At 27.6% G+C, this 14,624-nt stretch carries 12 protein-coding genes; 1 reads left to right on the top strand and 11 read right to left on the bottom strand.

The window, feature by feature from the left end; genetic code table 11:
* Nucleotides 1–13: 13 nt before the first annotated feature.
* The 10 genes from IPM32_08925 to IPM32_08880 all read right to left on the bottom strand — a co-directional run bounded on the left by IPM32_08925 (nucleotide 14) and on the right by IPM32_08880 (nucleotide 10,182).
* Nucleotides 14–667: a hypothetical protein gene (locus tag IPM32_08925; protein ID MBK8945378.1), complete on the bottom strand. Its 654-nt coding sequence runs from the start codon at nucleotides 665–667 to the stop codon at nucleotides 14–16.
* Nucleotides 668–729: 62 nt separating this feature from the next.
* Entirely contained in the window at nucleotides 730–1,314 is a 585-nt protein-coding gene (locus IPM32_08920; protein ID MBK8945377.1) for a hypothetical protein, read from the bottom strand.
* Between the two features lie 2 nt (nucleotides 1,315–1,316).
* On the bottom strand, nucleotides 1,317–1,892 hold the full coding sequence (locus tag IPM32_08915) for a hypothetical protein (GenBank protein MBK8945376.1): 576 nt from the start codon (nucleotides 1,890–1,892) through the stop codon (nucleotides 1,317–1,319).
* 12 nt (nucleotides 1,893–1,904) lie between these two features.
* Entirely contained in the window at nucleotides 1,905–3,569 is a 1,665-nt protein-coding gene (locus IPM32_08910) for a hypothetical protein (GenBank protein ID MBK8945375.1), read from the bottom strand.
* 2 nt (nucleotides 3,570–3,571) lie between these two features.
* A complete protein-coding gene (locus IPM32_08905) occupies nucleotides 3,572–4,234 on the bottom strand; it encodes a hypothetical protein (GenBank protein MBK8945374.1) in 663 nt (220 codons plus the stop codon).
* An 8-nt stretch (nucleotides 4,235–4,242) separates the two neighbouring features.
* The gene (locus tag IPM32_08900) at nucleotides 4,243–5,322 is read right to left on the bottom strand and encodes a hypothetical protein (GenBank protein ID MBK8945373.1); all 1,080 of its coding nucleotides are present in this window, start codon (nucleotides 5,320–5,322) and stop codon (nucleotides 4,243–4,245) included.
* Between the two features lie 539 nt (nucleotides 5,323–5,861).
* A complete protein-coding gene (locus IPM32_08895) occupies nucleotides 5,862–6,857 on the bottom strand; it encodes a T9SS type A sorting domain-containing protein (protein MBK8945372.1) in 996 nt (331 codons plus the stop codon).
* 223 nt (nucleotides 6,858–7,080) lie between these two features.
* On the bottom strand, nucleotides 7,081–8,286 hold the full coding sequence (locus IPM32_08890) for a right-handed parallel beta-helix repeat-containing protein (protein ID MBK8945371.1): 1,206 nt from the start codon (nucleotides 8,284–8,286) through the stop codon (nucleotides 7,081–7,083).
* Between the two features lie 10 nt (nucleotides 8,287–8,296).
* Nucleotides 8,297–8,863 carry a hypothetical protein gene (locus IPM32_08885; GenBank protein MBK8945370.1) on the bottom strand — a complete coding sequence of 189 codons (567 nt, stop codon included), beginning with the start codon at nucleotides 8,861–8,863 and terminating at the stop codon, nucleotides 8,297–8,299.
* A gap of 11 nt (nucleotides 8,864–8,874) precedes the next feature.
* A complete protein-coding gene (locus IPM32_08880; protein MBK8945369.1) occupies nucleotides 8,875–10,182 on the bottom strand; it encodes a T9SS type A sorting domain-containing protein in 1,308 nt (435 codons plus the stop codon).
* 1,260 nt (nucleotides 10,183–11,442) lie between these two features.
* On the opposite strand from IPM32_08880, the gene IPM32_08875 reads away from it, so the two are divergent.
* On the top strand, nucleotides 11,443–12,456 hold the full coding sequence (locus IPM32_08875; protein MBK8945368.1) for a hypothetical protein: 1,014 nt from the start codon (nucleotides 11,443–11,445) through the stop codon (nucleotides 12,454–12,456).
* 649 nt (nucleotides 12,457–13,105) lie between these two features.
* Here the strand turns inward: IPM32_08875 and IPM32_08870 are convergent.
* On the bottom strand, nucleotides 13,106–14,194 hold the full coding sequence (locus tag IPM32_08870; GenBank protein MBK8945367.1) for an orc1/cdc6 family replication initiation protein: 1,089 nt from the start codon (nucleotides 14,192–14,194) through the stop codon (nucleotides 13,106–13,108).
* Nucleotides 14,195–14,624 lie beyond the last annotated feature (430 nt).

Genomic DNA, 14,624 nt, shown 5'->3' with positions numbered 1-14,624 from the left:
TCATTAAGTATTTCTACATTTTGATGCCAATCGTTTTAACCGGTATAAATAATATTTGCAGAAATCCTTTTATTTCATTTGGCAAATTTGTAAGCGCATATATATACGTATCGTAAGGTGAATTTACTATTTCACTTGGTCTTGTAAATAAATGATGATAAGGCGGTTGCGGGTAATAATCTCGGAAATACATATTTCCAAATTGTTTTTTATTTTCTTCGTTTTGAGTAATGATGCAATTTGGATATTCGGACATTATTGCAAGTTTTAGTATTTCGGAATCATTTCTTGAAGTATGTAAAGTAATATTGATTTTTTCTTTGTTTCCATTTATCTCAAAACAAATTCTTTTTTCAATGGTGTTTAATAATTTTATAAATCTTTCTGCTTTTATCCAATCTGGTGCATGTTCTTTTGATATCCAGCAATTAAAACTTTCATATTCATTTGAGGAATGATTTTCTAATTTCTTATAATTTTTATTGTTATGTATTTGATTTTCATTTGTCCAATTTATTGGATTTAGATATGTTGGTTCTAATTCAACCGGATAGTTATAAATTATTGGTGAACAGCCTTTTTCTGCTTCAATACTTATTATACTTTTTGCTATTGTTGAAATACTATTAGCTTGTGATCTATTTATTATCGTTCGTTCAATTGACATTTGAAAATTAGTTTTTTTCAAGTAATTGTGGTGTTTTGAATGTCTTTGTTGCAGTGCGGGTTTTAAGAATTTAAATTTGATAATTCATTTAAACGTTTAATCATTTTGGGATGTTCAATCAGAATATTTTTTAATGATATTGCAACTTGCAATGGATCATTTACATAATTGCTTGGAAGTATATCTTTGAATTCATTCAAGTATTCGCTTGCCGTGGTTTCTCTTTCTTGCCAAGTCAGCTTTTCCACAAATTCATTGACCTTTAATCTAATGTGTTGATTATATAAATTATTTATCCAATTTTTTGCCAGAGTTTTTAATACTTGATATACTCCTCCTTCTGCTCCGGTATTCATTATTTTAAATACTACTAAATCTGTATCATCGTGATAAGTATTTTTTAGAGTTTCTAATGCTTTATTTATTAAAATACCTTCATCAATATGATTTATTGAATTTGGGTTATCAAAGAAAGCTGCCCATATTTGTTTCATAAAATTTGCGAGCAGTTTTCTATATTCAGCATATGTTTTTACAGTATTTTCGCGCAGATTGTAATTTGAAATTACTTCTTCGATTTTTAATTCATAGGTTTTCCATTTATTGCCATATTCAATTTCATTTAATAATATTTTTAATTTCATCATTTTTACATTCTTCTAAATAATCTTGATTCTGTTTTAATTTGTTCTACTAGTAATCTTATCAGTTCTTCATAGTTTCTGGCATATCTTTCCGGATTATTTCTATCCAAATAAGGTGAGTCATTTATTTTTTTTAATATTTCTTTAATAATTTCTACTTGTTCATTCCAACTGCTGGGTGCAATGTATTTGTCTATTACATCTCTGAAATGTCTTTCGACTGCTTCTTCTTTCATCGCTTCCATAATGATATCCAGTATTAGTCTCATGCCTCCGTTCATTCCGGTTCTTCCATCGGAATATGCATTGAGTTTATCAAGTCCTTTTCTTTTATATTGTTTTTCTATTATTTCTTTTGCCCGTCCGGCTGATTCTGCTCTTGGTAATGATCCCCCGTTTGATATGCATTTTGTGAAATGATAGTTATAATAATCTGCAATTAAGTTATCAAATGTGATGTCGTTTGGTACGGTTATGCTTGATATCCGGTATTGTATTCTTGCTTCGTCGTGTTTTTTAGTTACATGTTCCAGTATATATGTTTCGTCTAATTCTTCAAGAATATTTTTTAAGATGCTCACTTCATCCTCCTTTTATAATCTTGCAAATATTTTGTTTAATTGTTCTTTGCTTTGTGAATATGTTCTGATTATTTCAATATAATCATCAATATATTTATCCGAGATTAGTAATTCTTTGTCGATTTTTAAATCACCTTTTTCCCTACTCATTATTTCTTGTATTAAAGATTTTTTGATTTCATAATTTGTGGGATCAATTTCATTTATCACTGCGTTTACATAATTTTCTTTCGTATCTGTTTTAATATACTTTGTAATATCATCAAGTATAGTTCTGATCCCTCCTTCAAATCCATTTAATGCGTTTACAATTGCCTGTTGATATTCATGTTTGTACTTATATGTTTTCCGGAATAAATTAAGTGCTTCAATTTGAAGTTTTTCTTCATCGATATTCATATTTGAATTATTGGTTTCTTTTAATATAAAAAGGTAAAAACTGCTTATCGTTTCAATTAGTTCTTCATATGTTTCAACTTGATTTTTGTCTAATGTATATTTTGCCCTTGCTTCATCTATTTTTGATAATAGATTTGTGTCAATGTTATATGGGTTTATTTTTTCAAGTATGTAATCTATTATTTGTTTTTCTCTTTTTTCCTTAGTCCAATTTTCATCTAAATTATTCACCAATGAATTAGTTTTTATTTTATCGTAAAAAGCTATTTCATGAAATTTTGTTATGTCTTCGTATTCATTTTCATCTGCGTACTGTATGAGTTCCAAGTATTTTGATTTAGGTACTATTGGAAATAGTTTCGCCATCTTTTTTGTCGATAAAGGTAACGATCTGATAATATTATTTAGTTGTACTCCAAAATTATTGGGATACTTTTTATTATTTATAAAATAGTCTATGTATTTATTTATCAAATGATGTACTTGATTTATTTTTTTTGTTAACATCAACTCTTCAATTACTTTCCAGAATCTTTTATTGTTTTCTTCAACTAGGTAATTAAATATTTGATCTGAATATCCTTCGCCCGTTATTTTTTGTTTTTCGAAATAATTCATATCAAGAGAACTATTAACTATTGATTCTGTTGCGACTGCTTTTTGAATTAGTTCAAATGTATTTTTTACTTCGATTAGATTTATATTTGTTCTTTCCTTTCTTAGTTTTGAGTTGGACGTATCGTATTCTTTTGGTTTTAATATTTTTAATGAATTGTCCCCATCCATTGCCGGGTATATAAAATTCTTATATTTATTTTCAAATACTACTGTTTCAAGTTTTTCTGCAAGTCCTTTGACTTGGGATATATCTCCTTTTTCTGATGATATATGCCCGGTAATTACAGTTTGATTGTCAATTTTTAATTTTAATGAAGCTGATAGCAATGCTAAGAATATTGGTGTATCGGCTGAGTATCCGTTTATTGCAAACTCAGTATCACTCGAAGATGTTGCACTAATATTTTTTACCGATAACGAATATGTTTGTTTTTCTATTCCGAATTTTTGAAGAATATCATCTAAGTGCGGTATTATAATTTGTATTATGTGGTTTTGTATTTTTGGATCAAATTCAACTAATCCAGTGAATTTTATTCTTTCACTTAGATTTGTTTCTATTATGCCAGTAATTATGGATGTAATAATTGCCTTCCCTTCATTGGCAACTAAGACTGTATTAACTCTGCCTATCGATTCCGGTTCAATATAATCATTCATTTCTATTCTATTCGAATTTTAAATTTTCCGTATTCTAATCCGGCGTAGACTTCCAATTTTACTTCATCTTTTATTAGTTCAAAAACTAGACTTGGTTGTTTTTCAATTTCGTCAGTTTCTGCGGCTAAATTATATTTGAACTTTTGTCCTTCAATATCTAATACCAATTGTTCGTTAGTTAATTGTTCTTTTAGTAATATTCTTCCGTTAGATAATTTGATGTCATAGTCTCCGGGTTCTATATTGGTAATGTTATATTCTTTTATTTTTTCATCTATTGTTATTTGATTAAATAACTGTCCGTCTTTATAAATCTCAATCTCAATTGCGTCTTTATTTTTAAATACTTCAAATATTTTCTCATATTCTAATTTATTTTCTGTTTTAATTTTATTAAGTATTGTTTCTCTATCCGTTTCTGATAATTCAATTTCGTTTGTGACTATTTTTACAACTAACTCTCTTAAATCTGAATCTGTAATATTCTTATTTTGATCATAACCGCTTAAAAGAAATTGATTGAACTGCTGATATCCTTCTTTATAACTGTCTTGCTTGCCTAAGTTTTGTATCTCAATTAATGCTTTTTTAATTGCTTCTTGTTGATTTTCCTTTTCCATTGCATTTATTAAAATCGGTATAAAATATAAATTATTATTACTCATAATTTAACCTAAGTCCTCATTTCTAAAATTCTATTTACTGCTGTTTTTATTCCCAAGGAAAATGTAAGTTCTGTAAGTATCGGATTTTGCATTATTATTTTGGCGATATTTTTCCAAAGATCCGGCACTTCCCCGCCTTCATTCTTTTTCCAATCACTTCCGGCAAATCTGCTATAAGTTGCTTTTGTTATTCCAAATTCTTGTGCGATTTTTATATCGCTTTTCTTTTCATATAAAATGTCTTCTAAAATTCTTATGACAAGTGATTTTATTTTCATTGGACCAAGATTTCTGATTGCTGGTCTCTGCTGATCCGCTGTTTTTGATTTTTCGTCCGCAATTAGTTCTGTAAAGTTTTCCGGATACTTTTCTGATTCCGAATAAATATTTTCATTTTTACTAGGATAGTTTTCTACGTCTGAATAATCAACTTCTACATAATGTCCGAACCAATCGTCTATTTCTTTTTGAACCCGGTATTTTTCATTTTTTTGCAATGGATTTGGATCTTTAATATTTTTATTTAGCCACTCAGTGAAATCCCGTCCATCTATTCCTTGTGGTTTTTTTAGTTCAATTGTTCCAGTTTGTAACTCCCATCTGTATCTCTGATACAGTCTATTTGACATTCGGCATACTTCCAGCCAAGAATATTTAATATGTCTAATAATCATTCTTTTCAGAAGTTCTTCTATTTTAAGTTCTACATCAATCTGAGTTGCTTCCTTTTTTTGCTTTTGATATTCCAATATTTGATTTAGCAGTTCTTGGTATTGATTATTGCAGTACGGCCCTTCTATTTTTTCTTGATTCGTTTGCAATACGGAAAACTTTTGCAATGTTCGGTTATAGGTTAAATCTAATTTTTCTTCCAAATGTTGTTCATTGCGTGATATAGTAATTATTGCATAGAAATTATTGTCTCTTAGTTTTTTGAGGAATTCCGGGAGGAGGATACGTTTATTATTATAAGCAATAACTTTTCGATTGGATAAAAAATAATTTAGTGCAATTTCATTATTTTCTAAAACAATGTTTTTAATTAATTCTAATGTGGCTTTTGAGCCATATGTATCTTTGACATTCATTTTATAACCATTTTAATTGATTGTTTAGAATCATTAAATAGTTAATTAAAGAATTAATTTTTATTCCAATTAAAATAATATAATTAGTAAATGAAAAAGCTACAATAGATAAAATCGTTTTAATGCCGTTTTTTTTTGATTTTAAGCCACATTTATTTTTGTTGAGGATAAGACCTTTATTAAATAATTGTTGAGTATAACCTAAATTTTAGCGCTTAAAATGATGTTTTATCCTTTCCTTAGCATTTAATTCACATTATATGATCAAATTAAATTCTTTATTAAAATAAATTTTATTTAATGATAACTTTTTAATTGTTCCAATTTGATGTAGCAAGAGAGCACCGATTATTAAGGTTCTTTAAGTGATATCTCAAATAGTGAAAACAAAGTCAATATGTTCTAAACTATTGAAAGAGATACTAATTGTAGTTACTAGGTTTCTATGGGGTATTTTAAAAAAATGATTTATCAAAAAATATTAAGTTCTATGCTACCACATTTAATTTCATGGTAGCATAGAATAATTTTAACGAGTTTTACTTTAATAGCATAAGTTTTAACGTTTTTGAAAAGTTCTTATTATTTCCTTCAATAGAATTTGCATTAAATTTCATTAGATAAATTCCGCTTGAGACTTGTTCACCATAATTATTTGTTCCATTCCACTCAAGTTCGTAAACACCGGAAGTATTTGAAATATCATTAAAACTCTTAATTTCTTTACCCATTATATCGTAAATTCTTATTCCAATTTGAGAATTATATGGTATATTGTATTTTATCTTTGTTGTTGGATTAAATGGATTTGGAAAATTGCCCAGTAGTTCGTAAGAATCTAACACAATTTCATTATTATTGCTTTCGTCTTCTTTATTTTCAAATAGTTTCTTGTTAACAATATTTGCTGTATTAAATTCAGTTAAACATGTGTTAATAAATTGCGAAACATGCTCATCGTTATTTTTGCTTAACAATTCTGAAAATAATGCTTCTGCTTTTTTCTTATCACCAAGTCTGTCTAAGTAAATCAAAGCTTCATTCATTTTTGCATTTGACCAGACTTCTTTATTATCAATAAATTCATTTTGAAGTTTATTATATGTTTCTATTGCCTCTGAATAATTACCTTCCTTTTCTGACCAATAAGCATCTAATTCGAGACTGATTGTAAGTTTGCTATCATTCTTATCTTGTATTTTATTTTGAACATTATTTTTTAAGTATTCTTTAAATCCTTTTTTATTCGATTTATCATAACACTTACTAAGACCAATAGTTGCATAAACAGAATTATTCTGATTAAATTCTTCCTCAATTATTTTCTTGAATATCTTTTCTGCTTCTACATAATTTTTCTCATCCATATAAGAATAAGCAAGATTTATATCATTTTCGTTAAATACTGTTTTTGGTAATGTTGAACCAGCTCCGTTATCACTGGAAAAATAGTAAGTGTTGTTATAACTGCTTGTTCCATCTGCATAAAATTCTCCTGCGGGCGGTGAAGAAGCTCCCCAATAATTTGTCATCATCGATGCATTGCTGCTGCTAATTGCAGAAACCTCATAACCGGTATTAGAGTAGATACTATTATAACCTGGACCAGGACTAGGTATTGCGCTCGAATAAGTTGTTGAACCATAGGCGATCTTTATACCACCTGAATTATTTGTTATTAAATTTTTACCACCGCCGCTTTTATAAAAATCTAAATCACTATATAAATATCCATAAATGGCATCATTGATGTTTGATCTAATTGTGTTTTTTTGTTATTTCCGGATCACTATAGGTCTCTGCATAAATTCCCTTTGAGCCGTTACTTTCTATTTTATTATTATCTATTGTGGGTGATGACCTATACAAGTAAATACCATAATTTGTGTTATTTTGAATATAGGTATTTGTTACAATTGGATTTGAAGAAGCAGTATTTGTATTTAGAAAATATAAACCATAGAAACAATGGTGAATATTACTATTATTTATATTTACATCGCTTTGATTTGAATAAACACCATATCTTGCATTATAAATATTTGCATGTTGAATATCAACTGAACCCGATGAATTTACTTTAATCCCATTTGTTGGACTTGAGCTTTGCGCGATGAAATTAAAATTCACTTTGCTGGAAGTTGCACCATTTACATCCAAAATACCATTTATTGTTAATGACGCATTATTGTTAAAATTTAATGTTGTACCAGAATTTATTGTTAAAGTAACACCAGGCATTACTGTTAAATTCCAATTATAATAATCAGTATCAGAAAATGTTTCGTTTGTTATTAAATTGCCCCCGTATAAAAAAGAAACAGCATCAATATCATCAAATTTCAAAGTTCGTCTATCACTTGATGGCAAACAAGATTTTGTCATTACTGGAATTGGGTTTAATCCAATGTCTGCATGTGCAATTCCTAAAGAATGGCCTATTTCATGTATAGCAACAGACTGAACTTCATTCCACCATATTAAATGATTATTGCCTAACCATTCTTTATTTCCATTGTAAACAATATCAACATCTGTTATAATATAATTATTGTCTTCAATAATTGTAAGAGCTGAAGCTGCTTCATTATTAGGTGTATTGGGATCGTCATAAAAAATCCCATTTATATTAAATAGAGCATCGGGTGGATAAATCCAATAATGACCATTAATTCCATCGGATGGAGATCTATTCCCAGTTACAGAGCCATCATCTATAAATGTAACTGTACTTGATGAGACATTTTCCCAAGTGGAATATCCTGCATTAATGAGGTTACGAGTGGCATTATAGTCTAAACCATTATCAACAGCACCATTTAAATCTACTCTATAATGTATGCTCTGGGAATTCCAGTGTAATAAAGTGTTAGAACCTTTTGTGCCTCCCAAATAATTTTCACAATAAATTATTTGTATAAAAGTTAAATATTCAAAAAAAAATGCAAACAATATTTTTTTCATTTTGCCCTCTCTAGTTATTAATTAGCAATTCTAAATAAGTTTCAAATTCATCAATAAATACTTTCTCATCATTATTAAAACTTTTTGTTTTATTATTAATTTTAATATCCAAATCAAAATTGCAATTTTTATCTCTTGTTAAATAAATCTTATTATTTTCATACCGAAAGTCTAACTTCCCTTGAGTTAAACCAACTGGCATAAATGCATTTTTAGCACTATTATCAGCATTAAAATTTTTAAGAAATAGCATTGATTCTACATCATTTTCATAATGGGGATATTCAAGCACTGTGGTTCCCCTTGTTCCAATTCTTCCACCAAGAAAACTAAACTTTAAATTCTTAAATCCTTCTTGTTTTCCCTTATATACTTTTGTTATTTTTAAGCTTATATCGCTATATATTCTATCATCTGCGCCAAACCAGGGGGTAATAGATATTACTTTTGCATTTACAATTAAATCACTTTGCTTAACTAATTCATCAAGTTTATATATTTTTTCTTGAGCAAACGTTTTATTAAACAAAAAAAATGTGATTATTACTACATTACTAATTATTATCAGATTTCTCATTTTCTCTCCTTTTAAATATTCACTTTAAGTAACATTTTTGATTTTTTAATTATGTCATTATTATTTTTTCGAATAAACGTAATTTGATAAAAATAGACTCCTGATGAGATATGTAAATTGTTACTTATATCCCAACTGAACGTTTGAATTCCAGGTGTTTGATTATAAAAAACAAATTCATTAATAATTTCCCCTATAACATTAAAAATCTTTATTTCGATATCTGTGTATATAGGCAAAAAGTAACTTATAATAGTTGTTGGATTAAATGGATTGGGATAATTTGGAAATAATTTATAACTATTATTAAAATATTCATGCTTATCAATTGATGAAATAATTTCTTTCCTTTTCATAATTAAACCGTTTTGACCAACTATCCATATATATCCATCTTTTTGAACGATATCAATTACTCCACTTATAGTTAGATCTTTTTTCCATGTTTCCCCTCTATCATAAGTGTATAACAAGGCACTTCTATTTTGATTATTTATATCATTAAAAAAAGCCCACCCTATAGCTCCACTAATTGGCGATATTTTGCCAATATATTTGTATTCATTTTTATACGTCATCCATGTAAGTCCACCATCGGTAGATGTTGAAAGCGGTCCAATTCCATATCCATCAATCCATAGTGTATCAATATTCGCAATTTCAAGGTTACAGCCAACTCTATCAATGGAGGATGATTTATTCCATACCTTCCCCCCATCAACGGTTTTATAAATAAATGTTGGTGAAAAATTATCAAAATAGTCACCACCCAATGCCCAACCTTCTTGGGTATTCTTCATTCGGATAGATTTAAAGAATATCATATTAAATCTTTCCGTTGACATAGTATCATATTGTATTTCCCAGTTTATACCTCCATCTGAAGTGTGAACAATCATACCTCTTCCAAAATCTTCACCCCATCTTTCGCCAACTGCCCAACCATGATTTTCATCAACAAAATAAATATCTTGGAAATCTATTTCAAAAATATTTGCACATCTCAACCAAGTTTTACCACCATCTTTTGTTGAAAATAATCTACCAAGTACTCCACAAGCAAAACCAATTTCTTTAGTTATAAAAAATATTTTTTTAAAACCAATTTCTTCTTCTATTTTTTCTAGTTTCCAATTTTCACCTCCATCGTTTGTGGCAAGTATAGTTGAACTATCTCCAATTACCCATCCATTTAACGAATCGACAAAACATACATCAATTAAGTCAACGGTTACCCTGCTTTCTTGGGTTTCCCACTGTGCATTTAATTTTTCATGCAAGTTTATTATTAACAATACTACCAAAAATATTTTTTTCATAAATTCCTCAAGAAATTGTTTAACGTAATAAAATATTGGTTTTATCAAGTAAACCCACAAAAATAACAATCCAAGTTTAACATTATTCCACCTATTTATAAAAATAATTGCTCGTTGTTGCAATAGTAAAAATTGGTGTTAAAGATAAAAGGAGATTTTCTATCCGGAATATCAGAGAGAGAGAGAGAGAAAGTAAAAACTGTGCCAAATATTATTATTTAACATTGTTTTATTTTTAAAGTTAATCGTATATACAAAATATTTTAATTTAAAACATCAGTATAACTACTTACTTTCAAAAATTTTTTAAATAATTGAAAATTTAATTAAATGGTTGTTTTTTTTAATTTTAGTAACTGTTTAGTAATAATTTGTAAGTACAAATACTTTACATTTTTAATTTACTCTTTAAATTCTCATATAGACGCTAGAATTAATTAATGGTGAGTTAAAGAGAATTAGAGTGTAAATGTTCTCGGTTTTGAACTATTCAAAGATTTTTCAAAATCTAACGTTTGAGAAATATTATTTTAATATTTTATTTTAATGGAGGATAAACTTATTATTAATAATTATTGCAATATATATCATTATATTCAAAATGAATTTATAATACAGATTCATTTTATAATTAATATTTAATACTTATTTATTTTTAAAAAAGGTTTTATTTAACTTAATTTTGATATCTTTTATAAATTTCTTTTCTTACCAGGCACATACAGAAATTGCTGTCACCATATTTTGCAAAATAATTACATTTTCTTTTTTGATATGTTATGAATAAAAGTTCATCGTTAATACATTTTTCAATAAAGTAAAAGCTATGACTTTCCTTTTTTAGACAAGCATAATAAATATCACATTTATCTGCACATTCAACAATTCAATTATTGATTTTTTTTAACATAATTTAAATTTAATAAAATTAAATAATATTTTTCAAGAATATTAATATTTTTAATTTATTTTAACTTAAAATAGAAATATTTATATACTTGAATGATTTTAGGTCACTTATGATCGTCAATAAATATTTCATAATTGGTTCTTTTATAATTTTTTTCAATATTAATAAACTCGTCATTCGCTAGTGGTAATTTACTCACAGAAATACTCTCCCCTTTTGAAACAACCAACTTTTCAGAAATTTATGATTCCTATTCTTCAATAATTGATTTTATTATATACGTAATACTTTTTGTTGGTCTCTCTCAAGTAACTATTGGTAAAATCTTCGACTCCAGAGGCGGTAAAGCTATGGTTGTTGCTATTGGCTTGGTGCTGGCAATAGGATTAGTTATAAGCGAATCTATTATAGGTTTTAATTTACGATCCTTTGGCCCTTTAGCAGCAACCATTTTTATCTTCTTAGTCGGATTTGTAATTTATCACGGTATTAAATCTACCGGTATGGAAGCAATTGGAGCAATTTCAATATCTCTTGTTGTAACTTATTTTTCTATTAGATCTATTGCTCCAAGTTACTTTGACTGGATGAAAGATAATGAGTACATGGGATGGCTGCATTCTGTTATTTTAATTGCTGTGGTAATATCTATTTATAAGATTATTAAGCTATTCTTTTCTAACAAAGATGAACCTTCTGAATCTGAAAAGAAATCTCCTAAAAATCTTAAAAATATTATCTCCAAACCCACTGAATTCATTAGCCAAGTTAAAGAAGAAAAGGAAGAAGAAAATTATATCAAAAAGAAATTGGCAATAATATCAAACGAAACCGGGAAAGACTCAAAACAACTAATTGAAGATTTCCAAAACTTAAAAAAAATCATCACGGAATTTAAGGATTCGGAAAAAGGTCAATTCTTAATTGCAGAAAAAATTAAAGCAATAATTCCAAAAGAAAGGCAAATTAGCTCAAAAATACTAACACTTAGAGAAATGGTAAGAAAAGTATCAGATTTTGATATCAAGAATTTTGAAAATCTACAACAAGAATTTAAAACCTTGCCCCCGGAAGAAAAAATAAAAATCGAAAAACAACTAAGAATTGAATGGAAAAAATTAGATATCGAAAAACAACTACTAAATCTTGAATTAGCAGTAAACAAATATGATCAACTAGTCAAATACCACCTTGATTTACTATACGAATCCTTAAAAACAAACAACATCAATAACGCAATAACACAAATTAATGAAACAATAAAGTTTGAAAAAAATCTACATTCTGCAGTAAATCAAATTGAACACTTAGAAAAAAAATTAACGAGATTTACACAAAAAGAATTGAATCAAATAATGAATTAAATGAATGATTACTTAATTTTCTTATTTTATAAATTACTTACATGTATGTCCATGATTGTCTTCTAGATCAAAAAAATATATGGGTTTACCATCGTTACAATAGTGTTTGCGATAAATTTTTTCTCCGCATTTTTCACAATAATAAGGTTCAGGATATTTCCTTCCACAATTAGGACAATATTTATAAATATCTTCAACAAGATAAAAATTATTGTATTTAGGATAACATTTGTGAGAATCAGGAATAATGAAATTATCATCCGTACTGCAAAAATGAATTTCATCTCCACAATCTTTGCAATAATATTTACTTCTTCCACATTTACTACATCTAATATTCCCAGTAAACATTTGCATCTCCTTTCTTAGTTTTGTTCTTGGTAATATGGCAATTGTTATTTTAACTTAATTACAATTTGTATTTTGAAAAGAGTGTGTGGAGTTTATACGTTTAAAATTTTAAATTATTTGAGGAAATATTTCACTGTTCAGTAGTAATTAAATTCGAGTTCAGTTTTAAAGAACTATTTATTTACGTATAAACTATACACACCGAAACAGAATTATTTATCATCTTAGGAATTAATTATTCAAAATTACATTCGTACACATAAAACATTTTAAATAGAAAAGTCAAGGTAAATATTATTCAAATATAACGAACTTTATAAATTTGATGCACAATTTTCTCATTGCATAGAATTGTAATTCTATTTGCATATGTTTTATTTACTTTAGTTGAGAGCATCATAATTAGTCCTAATGATTGAAGATATGATAATTGATTATAAAAATGTACGTAGGAGCACGCTTGCTCCCGATTGCTCCTTGCCAAATCCACATAGTTCGTGTGTACCTTTTTTGCAAATTTATCTACAATCTGACAAGCTGCTTTGAGAATTAGAAGATTAGTATCCGAAAGATCTCCAATCAGATCAACATATATATCCCGTCTGGCATTTTCAAAACATTGCTCAATATTTTCTTCGTCTTTTGTTGCCCAGTAAAACAAAGACTTGAGTGCAATCCGAACATCTGAATTTGCTTCTCTTACTGTATAAGCTGATATTTTTGAATTTATTCCGTCTTCAATTGTTTTTAATCCGGTTTTTGTTCTTTCATTTAGAATTTTTTCTATCTCATCTGCATCATAATTTCGGAAGTGAATTAACTCTGGTTGAAGTGTTGATTTTACGCTTTGATCAATTTCATTCAAAAATCTGGGATCATTACTCAACATTAAAATCATATAGTTTCTGTTATCCCTTGAAAGAAAATACAGTAATTCTCTTTGACGTTCTTTTGGTGCCCATAAATGAACTTCATCAAGTATGATTATTGTTTTTGAATTGTACTTTTCTCTAAACCGGTTATATAATTCAGAAAGAGATAATCCTCTTGAACTTACATTTAATAGATGCGCAAGAATTTTAAATGAAGTTGAATAATATCTGACATTAGCATATAATATATTAAGTGAAGATTCTTCACTAAAAATTTGATGCAAATATTTGATCATTAATGTTTTACCGCTGCCACGTGATCCAAAAATAACCTGGTTAACCGGAATATTTGTTTTTTCATACTTTAGAAATGCATCAATAATTTGCTTGGTTTCTTCCCTTATGAGTGGATTTTGTGGAACATAGTTAAAATCAAAAATTGAATAGTCTGAAATCTTACTTGATTGGTTATTAATATTACTTCGCCTCTCAAGCATATATGATTTAATATCCATTTACCTACCACGTATAAACTCCACTTAACGTATTAAACGAACTGCTGGTATATAAATATTTCGACTCAGTTTTTTTTATTAAATGAATTTTGGTTATTTTTTTGAAATAAAAATTAATGCGAGTCCATCGCGTTTTGACTTCAGTTCTACTTTAGTTAAAAAGAATTTTAAATAGATTTAGTTCAAAAATATTAATCATTTCATAATTATTTTATGAACAATAGTTTTGCACACATCTCATTATGTCAGTTCCAAACAACGTTACTTAAGTAACACTATAATTATATCTCTAACGCTCTCCTTTTAACAAAATACAATTTTAGTTTAAAAATCATATTTTCTTAGTCTGGCACAGAAAGTGTATAGTTTCCTACAAAAGTAACTTAATCTTTAGAAAATCTAAATCATTTGTTATTTTAATAAATCTTTT

It is taken from the genome of Ignavibacteriota bacterium, from assembly GCA_016716225.1.
Classification (GTDB): Bacteria; Bacteroidota; Ignavibacteria; order Ignavibacteriales; family Melioribacteraceae.
The sequence above is the reverse complement of the archived record's forward strand: the minus strand, read 5'-3'. Positions and strand labels throughout refer to the sequence as shown.

Coding starts and splice junctions, on each gene's coding strand:
- IPM32_08925 (MBK8945378.1), bottom strand. CDS start 667: ATGTCAATTGAACGAACGATAATAAATAGATCACAAGCTAATAGTATT.
- IPM32_08920 (MBK8945377.1), bottom strand. CDS start 1,314: ATGATGAAATTAAAAATATTATTAAATGAAATTGAATATGGCAATAAA.
- IPM32_08910 (MBK8945375.1), bottom strand. CDS start 3,569: ATGAATGATTATATTGAACCGGAATCGATAGGCAGAGTTAATACAGTC.
- IPM32_08905 (MBK8945374.1), bottom strand. CDS start 4,234: ATGAGTAATAATAATTTATATTTTATACCGATTTTAATAAATGCAATG.
- IPM32_08900 (MBK8945373.1), bottom strand. CDS start 5,322: ATGAATGTCAAAGATACATATGGCTCAAAAGCCACATTAGAATTAATT.
- IPM32_08895 (MBK8945372.1), bottom strand. CDS start 6,857: ATGATGACAAATTATTGGGGAGCTTCTTCACCGCCCGCAGGAGAATTT.
- IPM32_08890 (MBK8945371.1), bottom strand. CDS start 8,286: ATGAAAAAAATATTGTTTGCATTTTTTTTTGAATATTTAACTTTTATA.
- IPM32_08885 (MBK8945370.1), bottom strand. CDS start 8,863: ATGAGAAATCTGATAATAATTAGTAATGTAGTAATAATCACATTTTTT.
- IPM32_08880 (MBK8945369.1), bottom strand. CDS start 10,182: ATGAAAAAAATATTTTTGGTAGTATTGTTAATAATAAACTTGCATGAA.
- IPM32_08875 (MBK8945368.1), top strand. CDS start 11,443: ATGGTTGTTGCTATTGGCTTGGTGCTGGCAATAGGATTAGTTATAAGC.
- IPM32_08870 (MBK8945367.1), bottom strand. CDS start 14,194: ATGGATATTAAATCATATATGCTTGAGAGGCGAAGTAATATTAATAAC.